The organism is Methylobacterium frigidaeris (assembly GCF_022179185.1).
Classification (GTDB): Bacteria; Pseudomonadota; Alphaproteobacteria; order Rhizobiales; family Beijerinckiaceae; genus Methylobacterium; species Methylobacterium frigidaeris.
Genome location: NZ_BPQJ01000004.1, coordinates 20007 through 33299 on the forward strand (window position 1 = coordinate 20007; position 13293 = coordinate 33299).

At 70.6% G+C, this 13293-nt stretch carries 12 protein-coding genes; 4 read left to right on the forward strand and 8 right to left on the reverse strand.

The annotated features are described in order from the left end of the window. The first annotated feature begins 340 nt into the window (after positions 1-340). Together MFF64_RS05220 and MFF64_RS05225 are read left to right on the forward strand one after the other, a co-directional pair. Positions 341-1891, forward strand: a complete 1551-nt coding sequence (locus tag MFF64_RS05220) for an acetolactate synthase large subunit (RefSeq protein ID WP_099902904.1) — start codon at positions 341-343, stop codon at positions 1889-1891. A 554-nt stretch (positions 1892-2445) separates the two neighbouring features. Continuing rightward, positions 2446-3090, forward strand: a complete 645-nt coding sequence (locus MFF64_RS05225; protein WP_238189956.1) for a L,D-transpeptidase — start codon at positions 2446-2448, stop codon at positions 3088-3090. 110 nt (positions 3091-3200) lie between these two features. Here MFF64_RS05225 and MFF64_RS05230 read toward each other — a convergent pair whose 3' ends face one another. Next, positions 3201-4004: a response regulator gene (locus MFF64_RS05230; protein WP_048429093.1), complete on the reverse strand. Its 804-nt coding sequence runs from the start codon at positions 4002-4004 to the stop codon at positions 3201-3203. A 189-nt stretch (positions 4005-4193) separates the two neighbouring features. Here MFF64_RS05230 and MFF64_RS05235 point away from each other — a divergent pair, with 189 nt between their 5' ends. Further along, positions 4194-4433, forward strand: a complete 240-nt coding sequence (locus MFF64_RS05235; RefSeq protein ID WP_099905073.1) for a NepR family anti-sigma factor — start codon at positions 4194-4196, stop codon at positions 4431-4433. A gap of 93 nt (positions 4434-4526) precedes the next feature. On the opposite strand, the gene MFF64_RS05240 is transcribed toward MFF64_RS05235, so the two are convergent. Next, positions 4527-4703: a DUF1328 domain-containing protein gene (locus MFF64_RS05240; RefSeq protein WP_048429091.1), complete on the reverse strand. Its 177-nt coding sequence runs from the start codon at positions 4701-4703 to the stop codon at positions 4527-4529. Positions 4704-4904: 201 nt separating this feature from the next. On the opposite strand from MFF64_RS05240, the gene MFF64_RS05245 reads away from it, so the two are divergent. Continuing rightward, positions 4905-5105, forward strand: a complete 201-nt coding sequence (locus MFF64_RS05245; RefSeq protein ID WP_238189959.1) for a hypothetical protein — start codon at positions 4905-4907, stop codon at positions 5103-5105. Positions 5106-5260: 155 nt separating this feature from the next. Here the strand turns inward: MFF64_RS05245 and MFF64_RS05250 are convergent, their stop codons facing one another. The 6 genes from MFF64_RS05250 to ftsA form a co-directional block, all read right to left on the reverse strand. Next, complete coding sequence (locus tag MFF64_RS05250; protein WP_099905075.1) at positions 5261-5464, reverse strand: hypothetical protein; 204 nt, start codon at positions 5462-5464, stop codon at positions 5261-5263. 214 nt (positions 5465-5678) lie between these two features. Further along, positions 5679-7352 carry a DNA repair protein RecN gene (gene recN / locus MFF64_RS05255; RefSeq protein ID WP_099905078.1) on the reverse strand — a complete coding sequence of 558 codons (1674 nt, stop codon included), beginning with the start codon at positions 7350-7352 and terminating at the stop codon, positions 5679-5681. A gap of 112 nt (positions 7353-7464) precedes the next feature. Then, positions 7465-8367: an outer membrane protein assembly factor BamD gene (locus MFF64_RS05260; protein WP_099905080.1), complete on the reverse strand. Its 903-nt coding sequence runs from the start codon at positions 8365-8367 to the stop codon at positions 7465-7467. A gap of 252 nt (positions 8368-8619) precedes the next feature. Further along, positions 8620-9567: a UDP-3-O-acyl-N-acetylglucosamine deacetylase gene (gene lpxC / locus MFF64_RS05265; protein WP_238189962.1), complete on the reverse strand. Its 948-nt coding sequence runs from the start codon at positions 9565-9567 to the stop codon at positions 8620-8622. A gap of 406 nt (positions 9568-9973) precedes the next feature. Next, positions 9974-11812 carry a cell division protein FtsZ gene (gene ftsZ / locus MFF64_RS05270; RefSeq protein ID WP_099903711.1) on the reverse strand — a complete coding sequence of 613 codons (1839 nt, stop codon included), beginning with the start codon at positions 11810-11812 and terminating at the stop codon, positions 9974-9976. A 115-nt stretch (positions 11813-11927) separates the two neighbouring features. Beyond that, complete coding sequence (gene ftsA, locus MFF64_RS05275; protein ID WP_238189964.1) at positions 11928-13253, reverse strand: cell division protein FtsA; 1326 nt, start codon at positions 13251-13253, stop codon at positions 11928-11930. Between the last annotated feature and the right edge of the window lie 40 nt (positions 13254-13293).

The following is a 13293-nucleotide window of genomic DNA, read 5'->3' on the forward strand; positions in this document are numbered from 1 at the left end:
TATTTAAAAATTTTTTTTCTTTGTATCGCTAAATGATTGCAAAGTCGACGCTCAAATATTTATCCTTGGACATGATGCAATCGAGAATGATTCTGCTATTGGATTATTTGACATGCGAAATATTGTTATTCTTGATTTCCAATCTGGGTGACCCCTAACCCCGCGTCGCAAGTGTCGCCCGGGAGGCCTCGGCATCGATGCAGCAGTGCCGAGATGCGAAAGCATGAGGCTGGCCCCACCCCATGCCCCCGACGCCCTCACAGTCCACCCCGAAATCCCCTATCACCAGACCGCAAACCCGAACCGGGCCGGTCAGATGCCCGCGCGAGAGGAGACGCCGATGGCGATGAACGGGGCCGAGAGCCTGGTACGCACCCTGGTGGCGGGGGGCGTGGAGGTGTGCTTCACCAATCCGGGCACCTCGGAGATGCACTTCGTCGCCGCCCTCGACCGGGTCGAGGGGATGCGGGCGGTCCTGTGCCTGTTCGAGGGCGGCGCCACGGGCGCCGCCGACGGGTATGCCCGCATGGCCGACAAGCCGGCCTCGACGCTGCTCCATCTCGGTCCGGGCCTCGGCAACGGCATCGCCAACCTGCACAATGCGCGCCGCGCCCGCTCGCCCCTCGTCAACATCGTGGGCGAGCACGCCACCTATCACCGGGCCTTCGACGCGCCGCTCACCTCCGACATCGAGGGGCTGGCCGGCCCGGTCTCGGCCTGGGTCCGCACCGGCATGAGCGCCAAGGCCGTGGCGGCGGACGGGGCCGACGCGATCGTCGCCGCCCGCACGGCGCCCGGCGGCGTTGCCACCCTGATCCTGCCCGCCGACACCGCGTGGGAGGAGGGCTCCGGCATCGCGCCCTTGCCGGCACTCCCGGAGCGCCCGCGGGCGAGCGACGAGGCGATTGCCCACGCGGTCGCGGCGCTCCGCAGCAGCGAGCCGGTGCTGCTGCATCTCGGCGACCGGGCGGTGCGCGACGAGGGCCGGCGCATCGCCGCCCGCATCGCCGAGAAGACCGGCGCGAAGCTTCTCGCCATGACGTCGAATGCCCGCATCGACCGCGGCGCCGGCACGGTGCCGATCGAGCGCCTGCCCTATCCGGTCGATCCGGCCCGCGAGGTGCTGGCGCCCTACAAGCACGTGATCCTCGTCGGCGCGACGTTGCCGGTGGCCTTCTTCGCCTATCCGGGCAAGCCGAGCGCGCTCGCCCCGCCGACCTGCGACGTCTTCGCCCTCGCGACCCCGGAGCAGGACCAAATCGACGCCCTGGAGCGCCTTGCCGAGGCGGTCGGCGCCACCGCCGACGCGCCGCTGCCGCCGCTCTCCCGCCCCGACCTGCCGACGGCCGGCTCCCTCGACCAGGACTCGATCGCTCGGGTGCTCGGCGCGCTGATTCCCGAGGGCGCGATCGTCTGCGACGAGTCGGTGACGACGGGACGCAACTTCTTTCCCGCCACGCACGCGGCGGCGCCCCATACCTGGCTCCAGCTCACCGGCGGCTCGATCGGGCTCGGCATTCCGATGGCGACCGGCGCCGCGGTGGCCTGCCCGGACCGCAAGGTGATCTCGCTCCAGGCGGACGGCAGTGCTCTCTACACCGCCCAGGCCTTGTGGACCCAGGCGCGCGAGCGACTCGACGTGGTGACGCTGATCTGGGCGAACCGCTCCTACGCGATCCTGCGCCACGAACTGACCAATGTCGGCGCCAATCCGGGCCGCAAGGCAATCGACATGCTGACTCTCGACGACCCGCCGATCGACTGGGTGAGCCTGTCGAAGGGCTACGGCGTCGAGGCGCGCCGAGTCGAGACCCTGGCCCAGTTCGTCGACACCATGACGGGGGCGCTTGCCCGACGCGGCCCGTTCCTGATCGAGGTGGCGTTGGGGTAGCGGCGCCACGCGACCGCGGACGCTGCCCCGCCGCGGCCGATTGTCCGGAAGCCGGCCGATCTCTCGCGGCCCGGAAGGCTCGTAAGGTCCATCGCCGATACGGTGCGGCTGCGGATCGGATGAGCGGGAACGCGAGGGGCTGCGGCACCGGAGGGCTGCGGCACCCCTGGCAGGCCGCCCGGGCACCCGACCGGCGACGCGCTGCGGCGCGAGGGCTCCGAGTGCCTGCCTCGGGCCCGACGGGCTGGTGGCGCGGGCGCTCACGGAGTCGGGCCTCGACCCGGCTCGGCTCGAACCGGAGATCGCCGAGGGACCGAGGCGCAGCTCGCCTTCCTGCGCCACGATCGTTGCTGCGACGTGCAGGGCTTCCCGTTCGGCCGGCCGGTGCCGGCAGCGGGGATCCGCCACCTCGTCGCGGCCTCCGCGAGACCCTGGAGGCCGCTGCCAGCGTCTCGCCGCCCTGTTTCCCGGGTGTTGCGTCCGGGAGGACACAACCTGCGCGTCCGGGAGCGGCTAGGCATAGGACGATGTCCCTGCCGAAAGATCACGCCCACATGCTCCCGCGCCGTCTCGTCCTCGCCCTCCTCGCCGGGCTGCCGCTCGCGGCCTGCAACGCCCGCGGGCCCGCGAATGTCGCGGCGGTCGATCCGGACGCGGCCTGGTACATCGGCAGCATGCCCGACCAGCCCTACGACGTGCCGCTGGTCGATCGCGGCCGGATGGACCCGAAATATCGGCGCCAGACCGTCGCCTATACGGGCCTGGAGAAGCCCGGCACCGTTGTGGTCGATATTGACGAGCGCTTCCTCTACCTCGTGCAGGAGGGCGGCCAGGCGGTCCGCTACGGCGTCGGCGTCGGCAAGCTCGGCTTCTCCTGGAAGGGCACCGCCACGGTCGGCCGCAAGGGCGTCTGGCCCGATTGGGGCCCGACCGCCAAGATGGTCAGCCTCAACCCCGACCTGCCGCGCTTGCGCAAGGGCGGTCTCGACAACCCGCTGGGCGCGCGCGCCCTCTACCTCTACCAGGGCGGCCGCGACATCCTGTTCCGCATCCACGGCACCAACGAGCCCTGGAGCATCGGGGAGCAGATGTCCTCCGGCTGCGTGCGGATGCTCAACGAGGACGTGGTCGACCTCTACAACCGCGTGCCGGTCGGCACGACCGTGCTGGTGAAGCGGCACGGCAAGTATCGGGTGTGAGCACGGATGCGAGGACCGCCGTGCGGCAGGAACGACGAAGCCCCGGCACCCGCCTTCCGGCGGGCCCGGGGCCTCGGTCTGGTCGCGCGCGTTGTCTTTGAGGGTGCGGCTCAGGCGCTCGCGCGGGCCTCGCGACGGCGGGCGCTCTGCTGGAAGAACAGCGCCTGGCTGATCACCGCCGAGACGTTGGCGGGCTGGAACGGCTTGGCGATGAGGAAGGCCGGCTCGGGCCGCTCGCCGGTGAGGAAGCGCTCCGGATAGGCGGTGATGAAGATCACCGGCACCTCGAACGACTTCAGGAGGTCGTTGACCGCGTCGAGGCCCGACGACCCGTCGGCGAGCTGGATGTCGGCGAGGATCAGGCCCGGGCGCTTGGTCGAGGCGAGCTTGACCGCTTCGGTCCGCGTGCGGGCGACACCCGTGACGTTGTGGCCCAAGCCCTCGACCAGGGCCTCGAGATCCATGGCGATCAGCGGCTCGTCCTCGATGATGAGGATCTCGGTCGCCATGTCGGCGGCGAGCTCGCGCCCGGCCTCGTCGACGAGGTCGCGGACCTCCGAGACGTCGACGCCCAGGATGGTGGCGGCGTCCTCCTCGGAGAAGCCCTCGAGGCAGGAGAGCAGGAAGGCCTGGCGCGGCAGCGGGGTGATCTGGCCCAGCCGCACCTCGGCCGGCAGGTCGTGCTGCGTCTGCTCGGTCTGGCCGTTGACCGAGAGCGAGTTCCAGATCCGGGTGAAGACGCGGAACAGGTCGGCCTTGACGTTGGTGCTGCGCCCGAGGGTCTCGGGCTCGTTCACGAGCGTCTCGAGCGTCGCGGCCACGTAGGCATCGCCGGCCACCTGGCTGCCCGTGAGGGCGCGCGCGTAGCGACGCAGGTAAGGCAGGTGCTGCACCACGAGTTGTGCTGTCGACATTCAGGTCCCCTTGGTGTTGTCGTTCGCGCGTCGGCCCTCACGCCACAACGCCGTGAGGGCGCATTCGTTCCGGACCGCGACGGAACTGACTCCGCCGGCGTGCGTTGTCGCCGCAAGCGCGCGACCCGGCATACCGGGCGCCATGGCATCGCCCTGTCCACATGTCCAGGACGGGCGAAGGGGAATGGTATGATCGAAGGCAAGGGGATGCAGGGCCCGCGGGCGCCCCGGGAAGAGGATGATCCCGCCGCAGGGCCCGAGCAGCCCGCCCTCGACCGCAACGTCCAGGGACGCATCGGCTCGCATCTGCGTGCCATGTATGACGAGTTGATGCAGCAGCCTATTCCGGACCGCTTCGTCGATCTCATCGCCGAACTCGAGCGCAACACGACACCGATGCCGACGGAGACACCGCCGACGGAATCGTGATGGGCCCGACCGGGCCATGATGCCGCCCCTCGCAGAAAGGGGCGGCCAAGACGCCGCTCGGGACACCGTCCTCAGCCGATCAGCGCAGCGACGTCAGAGCGTCGGCGAGCGGCCCCGCATCAGGCCGACCACGGCCGAGATGGCGAACAGCACGACAGCGACGAAGAAGATGAGCTTGGCGGCCTCGACCGCCGTGCCGGCGATGCCGCCGAACCCGAACAGCGCGGCCACGAGGGCTACGACGAGGAAAGTGACAGCCCAACCCAGCATGGCGAGACCCTCTGTTGCCTGATTCTCTCGGCCCCCGGCCGATCGTGAGCAGACAACGTCAAGCATGACTTTGGGTTCCGCTTTGTCGCAGGTGGCGCAACCGGGTCGGGCACCCCACATCATGGTGACGGTCGGGGGAACGGCCGGGCGGAACTCCGGTTTCGCGCCGTACGTTCTCACCGGCGTCTGGATGGAGGCTTGATGATGATCCGTTCCAATGCCCTGCGTGCCGGCCTCGTGCTGCTCGCCCTGCTGGCGGGTCTTCTCACGGCCTCGCCGATGGTCGTGACCGGGATTATCGCGGCGCTCGGACTCGCGGGTGCCGTCGCGCTCGCTGGGACGCGGGCACAGCAGGCTCCGGTCCTCGTTCCGGTGCGCGCTCGCAACCGCCGGCGGCGCTGACCCGCCCTTCCCTGCCGGTCCCGCGCGGGTTCGTGCAGGATCTCCCAGATGAGGGCGGGACCGCGACGGCCCTTCTCTCTCGCGCTCCGCTCCGCCGTCCGGCGGAGCGTCCCGCGCTCACAATTCACGCCAGAGTCCCGCGTCGCAATCGCCTGTCACCGCTGACGCTGCAATTCACGCTCCCGGTGCCGCAGGCGCAGCAGCAGGTCGACCTGATCGAGGGGAATGGGCTGTCCGTCCACGGTGCGCTCGTAGAACGAGCGCAACGTCCGCCCGAGCCGATGCTGCGCCTCGACGCAGATGGCCGGCAGGACCGGATCCTGACCGTTGTCCCGGGACGCAATCACTTCCTGCTTCATCGGACCACTGGCCCCGTACCATTGCGCGGGTCCGAGGGAAGGCTGACCCGTGCCGAGATGAAGCAGTCTCGCCGGGCGTGGTAAACAAAGAGTTAAAATTTGTCCTTTGTTCACCATGTCGGAGGCACTGACAGCCGCCTCGCGAATCATCTTTGGAGCTTAACCTTACAGCAACGTTTGTCGAGGGCCGTGACGTCCTCCGAGCCGGCGGCGCTCAGGCCGAGGCCGCCTGGAGCAGCCGGGCCGCGGCGGCGCGGGCCTCCTCGGTCACCGTGGCACCGGCCAGCATCCGGGCGATCTCCTCCTGGCGCGGCACCGCCGCAAGGGGTTTCACCCGTGTGGCGACCCGGTCCGAGCCCTTCACCGCCTCCTTGGCGATCAGGAAGTGCGTCGAGGCCCGGGCGGCGACCTGCGGCGCGTGGGTGACCGCCACGGTCTGAACCCGGGCCGAGAGCCGGGCGAGGCGGGCGCCGATCGCGTCCGCCACCGCGCCGCCGACGCCGGTATCAATCTCGTCGAAGATTAGTGTCGGGGCCGAGCCCTTGTCGGCCAGCACGACCTTGAGGGCGAGCATGAACCGCGACAGCTCGCCGCCCGAGGCCACCTTCATCATCGGGCCGGGCCGGGTGCCCGGGTTGGTCTGGGCCCAGAACTCGACCCGGTCGAGGCCGGCCGGGTCGCGTGCCTCCGGATCGGTGGCGATCTCGGTGATGAAGCGGGCGCGCTCCAGCTTCAGCGGCGGCAATTCGGCCTGCACCGCCTTGTCGAGGGCGGCCGCCGCCTTGCGCCGGCCCTTGCTGAGGGCCTCCGCCTTCTCGAGATATGCCGCGTCGGCGGTGGCGAGGTCGGCCTCCAGCCGGCCGAGTGCCTCCTCGCCGGCATCGATCACCGCGACGTCGCCCTCGTAGCGCTCGCGCAAAGCCGCAAGATCGTCGACCGGAACGTTGTACTTTCGTGCCGCAGCGCGCAGGCCGAACAGGCGCTCCTCGACCCGCTCCAGCTCGCGCGGATCGAACTCCGCCGCCTGCAGGGCATCCTCCAGGCTGGTGCGGGCCTCGTCGAGGGCGACCAGCGCGTTGTCGAGGGCAGCGATGCTGGGCTCGACGAGGCTTGGGGCCTGCGCGGCGCGGCGCTCGAGCTTGCGGAGCGCCGCCGAGAGATGGGCAGTGGGCGAGCCCTGGCCGGCCACGGCGTCGAGTGCCTCGTTGAGCTCGCGGGCGACCTTCTCGCCCTGCTGCATCGCAGTGCGGCGCTCGGCGAGCTCCGTCTCCTCGCCAGGCTTCGGGTCGAGGGCGGCCAGCTCCTCGACGGCGTGGCGCAGGAAATCGACCTCCTTGCGGGCGGCCTCGACCCGGGCGCGATGCTCGTTGAGGGCGTTGCGGGCCTGGCGTACCCGGCGCGCACTGTCCGCCACGGCGGCCTGGCGGCTCCCTAAGCCCCCGAAGGCGTCGAGGATCGCCCGGTGCGTCGTGGAATCCGAGAGAGCCCGGTCGTCGTGCTGGCCGTGGATCTCGACGAGGGCCGCCCCGATGGCGCGCAGGACCTGCACGCCGACCGGCTGGTCGTTGACGAAGGCGCGGGTGCGCCCGTCCGCGACCTGGATGCGGCGCAGGATCAGGTCGCCCTCGGTGTCGATCTCGGCGGCAGCGGCCAGCGTCCGGGCCGGATGGTCGGCGGGGATGTCGAACACCGCGGTCACCTGCCCCTGCGCCTCGCCCTGGCGCACCAGGCGCCCGTCGCCGCGCCCGCCGAGCGCCAGGGTGAAGGCGTCGAGGAGGATCGACTTGCCGGCACCGGTCTCCCCGGTCAGGACGCTCAGGCCTTCGCGAAAGTTCAGCTCGAGCTTATCGATCAGGACGATGTCGCGGATCGCGAGCTGAACCAGCATGCCACCCTTGCCGGGACGTGGAGGAGGGAATGGGGCGGGTATCTACAGCCGAACGGGCCGCGGCGCGAGTGCGCGCCACGGCCGCATGTCCGTGCTTCAAGCCGCGAGGCTCTTACTGCGCCTCGGCGGTGCGGGTGTCCATCCCGATCACGCCGCGAAACGCCTTGCTGATCCAGGAGGTCTTCTCCTCGCGCGGCTGCAGGCCGCCGTTCTGGAGCAGGTTGTAGGCGTCCTTGTACCAGGGCGAGTCGGGGAAGTTGTGGCCAAGCACCGCCGCGGCGGTCTGAGCCTCGCCGGTGATGCCGAGCGCCATGTAGGCCTCGGCCAGGCGCTCCAGCGCCTCCTCGACGTGGCGGGTCGTCTGGTACTTGCTCACCACGTCGCGAAAACGGTTGATCGCCGCCGGGAAGTTGCGCCGCTCGAGGTAGTAGCGGCCGATCTCCATCTCCTTGCCGGCGAGCTGGTCGCGGGTGATCTGGATCTTGGCCTTGGCGTCGGCGGCGTATTCCGAGGTCGGGTACTTCTGCACCAGCTCGGTGAGCGCCACGAGCGCCTTCTCGGAGCGGTCCTGGTCGCGGGTCACGTCCGGGATCTGCTTGTAGTGCGACATCGCCAGCAGGTACTGGGCGTAGGCCGCGTCCTTAGAGCCCGGATGGCGCTGCAGGTAGCGCTTCGAGGCGGTGATCGCGTCCTCGTAGCGGCCGCCCTCGTAATTCGAGTAGGCCGTCATCAGCACCGCCTTCCGCGACCAGTCGGAATAGGCGTACTGCTTGTCGAGGTCCTCGAACTTCTTCGTCGCGCCCTCGTAGTCGCGATCCTCGAGCTTGCCGAGACCCTGGCTGTAGAGCTTGTCGGCCGGGACGTCGGGGACGACCTCGGTCTTGTACTTCTCGTTCGCGAACGGGTTGATGGAGTCGATCGCGTCGCAACCGGCGAGCCCCAGACCGCACGCCGCGAGCAGCACGGTCCGCAGAACGGTCACCTTCGCGTCGCGAAGCGGGTGGGCGAACGACATTCGGGTTCTTCCCCAAGCAGGCGGCCTTGCACGGCCGCTGATCCACGAGCCCCTTAGCGCAGGCCGGCGCGGCGCGCCAAGCCCGTGACGGCCATCGCGCCGGAGCCGGCGACCGTCGGTCAGGAACCTCTTAACCCTGTGGGGCGAATGGGGCGCCAAGACGGCGCGACGCGGTGTAGGTTCCATCCGTCGCCTCGTCGCGGCGACGAAATCATCCGGATGTGACCCTGCTGCAACGCGGGCCGGACGATCTCAGAGTTCGGGCGCGTAGACAGCGGCGCCGAGGCCGACGCCGAACTCGGCGAAGACAGGCTCGCGCCGGGCGGCCGCACCCTCGACGATGGCGTAGTTGGCCCGGTCGGCGAACAGCTCGCCGAGGACCGCGACGTTGAGGCCGTGGCCACCGCAGAAGGACTGGTAGGCGCCGAGGATCGGCAGGCCGGCGAGCGCCAGGTCGCCGACCGCGTCGAGGATCTTGTGTCGGACGAACTCGTCCGGGTAGCGCAGGCCTTCCGGGTTGACCACGCCGCCATCGCCGACCGCGACGGTGTTCTCGAGCGAGGCGCCGAGCGCGAAGCCGGCCTTCCAGTAGCGCTCGACGTCGCGCATCATCCCGAAGGTGCGGGCGCGGGCGATCTCCCGGCGATAGGCGGCGGGGGTGAGGGTCAGCGCCTTGCGGCTGCGGCCGATCACCGGGCTCTCGAAATCGATCTCGACGTCGAGGTGGAAGCCGCGTTCGAACGGGCGCAGCTCGGAATAGGCGCGGCCCTTCTCGGTGCGGACGGTCTTGAGCACCTTGATGAAGCGGCGGGGGGTGCCGCAGGAGGTGGTGCCGGCCGCCTCGATCGCCGCCACGAAGGGAGCGGCGCTGCCGTCGAGGATCGGCATCTCGGGCCCGTCGATCTCGACGAGGCAGTTGTCGATGCCGAGCCCGTAGAGGGCCGACATCAGGTGCTCGATGGTGGCGACGGCGCCGGTCTCGCGGCTGCCGATGACGGTGCAGAGCTCGGTGGCGCTGACCTGGGCGTACTGGGCCTGGATCAGGCGGTCGCGGCCATTCGCGAGGCCAGTGCGCAGGAAGGCGATACCGTGATGCGCCTCCGCGGGATGAAGAGTGATCGCGACGGGGTTACCGGAATGGACGCCGATGCCGGAGAGGCTCGCGGCGGAGCGTAGGGTCGTCTGCTGACTTGTTCTCATTACCTCAGCCCTCGGCCGCGACTCACCATCGTGTCCTGTTTCCAGGCCCACGTTTCGAGGCGATCCGTCCGTTGCTTGAAGCCCCTGTGGGTGTCGGTGCCGGCGGTCCCGCTCGGCCTTCGCCCTTGTGCGTAGGACACCTATAGTCGCGCTCCGGAGCACGGCCAAATCACGGATTCTTACGCTCTGTAACAGTCCGACGACCCTGCGACGGTCGCGAAAAGTCGTTTCGAATCAAAATCTTGAACGACGCGTAAACCCCGGGGCCGGGCGGCCTCGGGGTGTGTCTTTTGGGCGGCACCGGCGCCCTCCGTGGCGGGATCGTGGCGCCCGGAGCGGGCTCCGGGGCTTCGCCTTTCGGCGGAGCCCCGGCCCGCCGGTCCCGTCGGTTCGCCGGTCGGTCGACCTACAGGTTGGCCTGGCGGCGCAGGAAGGCCGGAATCTCGAGCTGGTCGTCGTCGATGCGGTTGCCGGCCGGCACCGTCCGGCCCTGCGGGTCGAGGTTGCCCTGCGCCGGGCGGTAGCCCTGCGGTTGAGCCGGGTAGCCGCCCTGCGGCGCGTAGGCCTGCTGCGGTGCGGGCTGGCGCGGGGCCGGGGCGGCGTGGTGCTGCACCGGAGCTTGATGCACCGGAGCCTGAGGCATCGGCCGCGGGGCCGGCTGCGGGGCGTGAGCCGCCGGAGCATGGGCGACAGGCGCCGGCGCCTGGACCGGGTGGCCGGCCTCGTCCTCGCGCCGGCCGCCGAAGCCGACGGTGGCGAGGCGGCGCAGGAGCGAGGTGCGCTTGGCGTCCGGGGTCACCTGCTGCACCGGCTCCTCGCCGCGGCTGGCCCGGATCTGGTTCTGGGCCGGCATCGGCAGGTCCTGGACCCGGGGCATGCGCGGCGCGCGCACCACCGCCGGGGAGGGCGGGATGAACGGACCGGAGGCCATCGGCATCTGCGGCTCGAGAGCCGGCGCCGGGGCCGGCTCGTAGACCGGGGCGGGACGCGGCTGGGCCGGGGTGATCTGCACCTCGTCGCGCATCAGGCCGGCGGCCTGGTGGGCGCTGGGGATCTCCATCCGCACGGGCTCGGGAGCCGGCATCGGGGCATGCGCCACCGGCTCCGGCGCCGGGGCCCGCGCTACCGGGGCCTCGGCGGGACGAAAGGAGGCGGCGGGGGGAGCCGACGGGGCGGCGGCCCGGGCCCGGGCCTCGGCGCGCAGACGCTCGGCGACCTCGGCGATGCGCTGCTCGGTCTGGGCGATCTCCGGCGAGCCGATCGCGTTGGCGTTGATCAGCGCGGGCTCGATGCCGGTGGCGACCACCGAGACCCGGATGATGCCGTCGAGGCTCTCGTCGAAGGTGGCCCCCAGGATGATGTTGGCGTCGGAATCGACCTCCTCGCGGATGCGGGTGGCGGCCTCGTCGAGCTCGTAGAGGGTCAGGTCGTTGCCGCCGGTGATCGAGATGAGGAGGCCGCGGGCGCCCTTCATCGAGACGTCGTCGAGGAGCGGGTTGGCGATGGCGGCTTCCGCCGCGCGGTTGGCGCGCTTCTCGCCCGACGCCTCGCCGGTGCCCATCATCGCCTTGCCCATGCCGCGCATGATCGCCCGCACGTCGGCGAAGTCGAGGTTGATGAGACCTTCCTTCACCATCAGGTCGGTGATGCAGGCGACGCCCGAGTAGAGCACCTGGTCGGCCATCGCGAAGGCGTCCGCGAAGGTGGTCTTCTCGTTGGCGACCCGGAACAGGTTCTGGTTCGGGATCACGATCAGGGTGTCGACGGCCTGCTGCAGCTCGTTGATGCCCGACTCGGCGGTGCGCATGCGGCGCACGCCCTCGAACTGGAACGGCTTCGTCACCACGCCGACCGTGAGGATGCCCATGTCGCGGGCGGTGCGGGCGATGACCGGGGCCGCGCCGGTGCCGGTGCCGCCGCCCATGCCGGCGGTGATGAAGCACATATGGGCGCCCGAGAGCTGGTCGCGGATCTCGTCGATCACCTCCTCGGCGGCGGCGCGGCCGACATCGGGCTGCGAGCCGGCGCCGAGCCCTTGCGTCACCCCGATGCCCATCTGGATCACGCGCTCGGCCTTCGAGGAGGTCAGCGCCTGGGCGTCGGTGTTGGCGACCACGAACTCGCAGCCGAGCAGCCCCGACTCGATCATGTTGTTGACGGCGTTGCCGCCGGCGCCGCCGACACCGAACACGGTGATGCGGGGCTTCAGTTCGCGGATGTCCGGAGCTTGCAGGGAGATGGCCATGATGCGCGAGCCTCTGATGATCGTTACGTTTCTATGAGCGCCTCATCGGCGCCGTTTGCCGTCCCGCCCGCCCGGCGCGGCCCGTTTCCGGGGCCCGTGCCGGGAGGCGATCCCGTTAGAAGCTCTCCGTGAACCACCGTCCGAACTTGGAGAGGTAGCTGTTGGAGACGAGGCCCGTGCGGCCGGACTGGCCGCGCGGCTCGAAATGCTCGACGTGAGAGACCTGGGGGTAGACCAGGAGGCCGACGGCGGCCGAGAAGGCCGGTCCCTTGGCGGCCTCGGGCAGCCCCTTGATGCCGAGGGGCCGGCCGATCCGAACCTGGCCCTGCAGGATGCGGCGGGCGACCTCCGGCAGGCCGACGAGCTGGCTCGCGCCCCCCGTCAGCACCACCCGGCGCCCGGCCTGGGCGGCGAAGCCCGCGTTGCGCAGGCGGTCGCGCACCAGTTCCAGCACCTCCTCGACCCGCGGGCGGATGATCCGCACGAGGTGCGACTTCGGAATGTGGTGCGGCAGGTCGCGCTCGTCCTCGTCGACGCCGTGGACCGCGATCATGTCGCGCTCGTCCGAGGCGGTCGCCATGGCGGCGCCGTAGAGGGTCTTCAGCCGCTCGGCCGCCGCCACCCGCGTCGAGAGCCCGCGGGCGATGTCCATGGTGACGTGGTGGCCGCCCACTGCCAGCGCGTCGACGTGGACGAGGTGGCCGCCGGAGAACACCCCGACGCTCGTCGTGCCGCCGCCCATGTCGACCACTGCGACGCCCATCTCGGCCTCGTCGTCGACGAGGGCCGAGAGGCCCGAGGCGTAGGGGGTGGCGATCACTGCCTCGACCCGCAGATGGGTGTTCTCCACCGCCAGCATCAGGTTGCGGGCGGCGGCGATCTCGGCCGTCACGACGTGCAGGTCGACGCCGAGGCGCTCGCCGAGCATGCCCGACGGATCGACCACCGCGCTCTGCTGGTCGAGGGAGTAGCCGGTCGGCAGGGCGTGCAGCACCGCACGGCCGGGGCTGATGCTGTGGGTGCTCGCCGCCTCCAGCACCCGCTGCACGTCGGCACCGGTGACGGCGCCGGTGCGCACCGGGACCTTGGCGTCGAAATGCTGGGAGCCGAGCCGCCCGCCCGACAGGCTGACGATGACCGACTGCACCTCGACCCGGGCCATGCGCTCGGCGGCGTGGACCGCCTGGCGGATCGAGGTCTCGGCCGCCTCGAGATCGACCACGGCGCCCCCCTTGAGGCCGACGGAGCGCTGGTGGCCGATGCCGATGATGCGGGCGAGGTGGGTGCGGCCGCGCAGGGTCGCCAGCGTCTCGACCGGCTGCAGCTCGGCGACGAGGCAGACGATCTTGCTGGTGCCGATGTCGAGCACCGACAGGGTCGCGCTGCGGCGCGCCGAGAGCGGCTTTAAGCGCGGCGTGAGACCGTGCTGGAGGAGACTCATGACGCGACGCTCACCGGGGAGAAGGAAACGGGGATGAAGG

Coding starts and splice junctions, on each gene's coding strand:
- MFF64_RS05220 (WP_099902904.1), top strand. CDS start 341: ATGGCGATGAACGGGGCCGAGAGCCTGGTACGCACCCTGGTGGCGGGG.
- MFF64_RS05225 (WP_238189956.1), top strand. CDS start 2,446: ATGCTCCCGCGCCGTCTCGTCCTCGCCCTCCTCGCCGGGCTGCCGCTC.
- MFF64_RS05230 (WP_048429093.1), bottom strand. CDS start 4,004: ATGTCGACAGCACAACTCGTGGTGCAGCACCTGCCTTACCTGCGTCGC.
- MFF64_RS05235 (WP_099905073.1), top strand. CDS start 4,194: ATGATCGAAGGCAAGGGGATGCAGGGCCCGCGGGCGCCCCGGGAAGAG.
- MFF64_RS05240 (WP_048429091.1), bottom strand. CDS start 4,703: ATGCTGGGTTGGGCTGTCACTTTCCTCGTCGTAGCCCTCGTGGCCGCG.
- MFF64_RS05245 (WP_238189959.1), top strand. CDS start 4,905: ATGATGATCCGTTCCAATGCCCTGCGTGCCGGCCTCGTGCTGCTCGCC.
- MFF64_RS05250 (WP_099905075.1), bottom strand. CDS start 5,464: ATGAAGCAGGAAGTGATTGCGTCCCGGGACAACGGTCAGGATCCGGTC.
- recN (WP_099905078.1), bottom strand. CDS start 7,352: ATGCTGGTTCAGCTCGCGATCCGCGACATCGTCCTGATCGATAAGCTC.
- MFF64_RS05260 (WP_099905080.1), bottom strand. CDS start 8,367: ATGTCGTTCGCCCACCCGCTTCGCGACGCGAAGGTGACCGTTCTGCGG.
- lpxC (WP_238189962.1), bottom strand. CDS start 9,567: ATGAGAACAAGTCAGCAGACGACCCTACGCTCCGCCGCGAGCCTCTCC.
- ftsZ (WP_099903711.1), bottom strand. CDS start 11,812: ATGGCCATCTCCCTGCAAGCTCCGGACATCCGCGAACTGAAGCCCCGC.
- ftsA (WP_238189964.1), bottom strand. CDS start 13,253: ATGAGTCTCCTCCAGCACGGTCTCACGCCGCGCTTAAAGCCGCTCTCG.